This window comes from Kribbella swartbergensis, from assembly GCF_054784135.1.
On the sequence record NZ_BAAGPM010000069.1, the window covers coordinates 1 to 1172 of the forward strand.

1 protein-coding gene is annotated in these 1172 nt (G+C 60.4%); it reads left to right on the forward strand.

What is annotated here, in order from left to right; all coding sequences use genetic code 11:
* Window positions 1-291 precede the first annotated feature (291 nt).
* On the forward strand, window positions 292-1071 hold the full coding sequence (locus tag ACYVOK_RS35605; RefSeq protein ID WP_460667023.1) for an outer membrane protein: 780 nt from the start codon (window positions 292-294) through the stop codon (window positions 1069-1071).
* Window positions 1072-1172: the final 101 nt, after the last annotated feature.

Here is a 1172-nt window from a genome sequence, read left to right on the forward strand (position 1 = left end):
TCGCGCGTAATGGTCCAAGCGAGTGTGTCATCAAAAAACCCTGCCCGTTGCGGGGCAGGGTTGAGTTCTTCTCCTCGCCTTCGGACTGCTCCGAAAACGAGCATAGTAGGGCATGCCGCCGCGCTTGAGTCAAATTCCCTGAAGCAGTCGTAAGATCATAGACATGTATTCATGGCAGTAATACTGACGCAAATATGTAAAGCTACGCAGTGTTGCATCTTTGCTATAGCTCGTCTTGCTTATAGCACCGTACTCTCCCCCTGTGCCTCCTCGCACCCAGGATGAAAGCTCATGAAAAATCGTATTCTTGGCCTGCTTGCTGCAACAGCCCTCGCATCGGCGGCTGTCTCGACTGCCTCTGCCGCCGATCTCCCGCTCCGCGCGGCTCCGCCGGCCCCGTTTGTGGCGGCTGTTCCGGTCTTCACCTGGACCGGGTTCTATGTCGGTGGCAACCTCGGCTGGGGTTGGCGTGACGATGATAACGAAACCGTGGTTCTGAGCGGCCCTGGCATTCCGGCTGGCTTGGCCGGCACGCTGAACTTCGGCAATGGCAACGACGGTAACTTCCTCGGTGGCGGTCAGATCGGCTATAACTATCAGATCGGCTCGTTCGTGATCGGTGCCGAGGCCGACATCCAGGGGATCGCTACCGACGACAATGACGCGGTGTTCGTCCCGGGCCCGGGCTTTGCCGGCACCTTCGTGCCTGGCGAGTTCGAGGACTCGGCCGATTGGTTCGGAACGGTGCGCTTGCGCGCCGGTGTCGCCTTCGACCGCTTCCTGGTCTACGCCACGGGTGGTCTGGCCTATACGGACAACAACACCGGCTGGACGGCCGGCGGTGGTGTCGAGTGGGCTCTGCCGGTGAACTGGTTTGGCTCCTCGGCGGTCACCTTCGGTCTGGAAGGCTTGTGGGTCAGCATCGATCAGGACGATGATAACGACGGCCGCATCGGGACCTTCACTCCGGTGGGCGGACCGCCAGTCGATGTGTCCCTGCCGCGGGGCGATGACGAGCAGGACTTCTTCGTCGCCCGGGCCAAGCTGAACTTCAAGTTCGGCACCTATTAAGAGCACCGCAGCAACAGCAGCAGCGGCCGAAGAGGCCCGGGGCAACCCGGGCCTTTTTGTTGATTGAAAGCCAAGAAGATGGTGCGACTTACGAAAAGGCC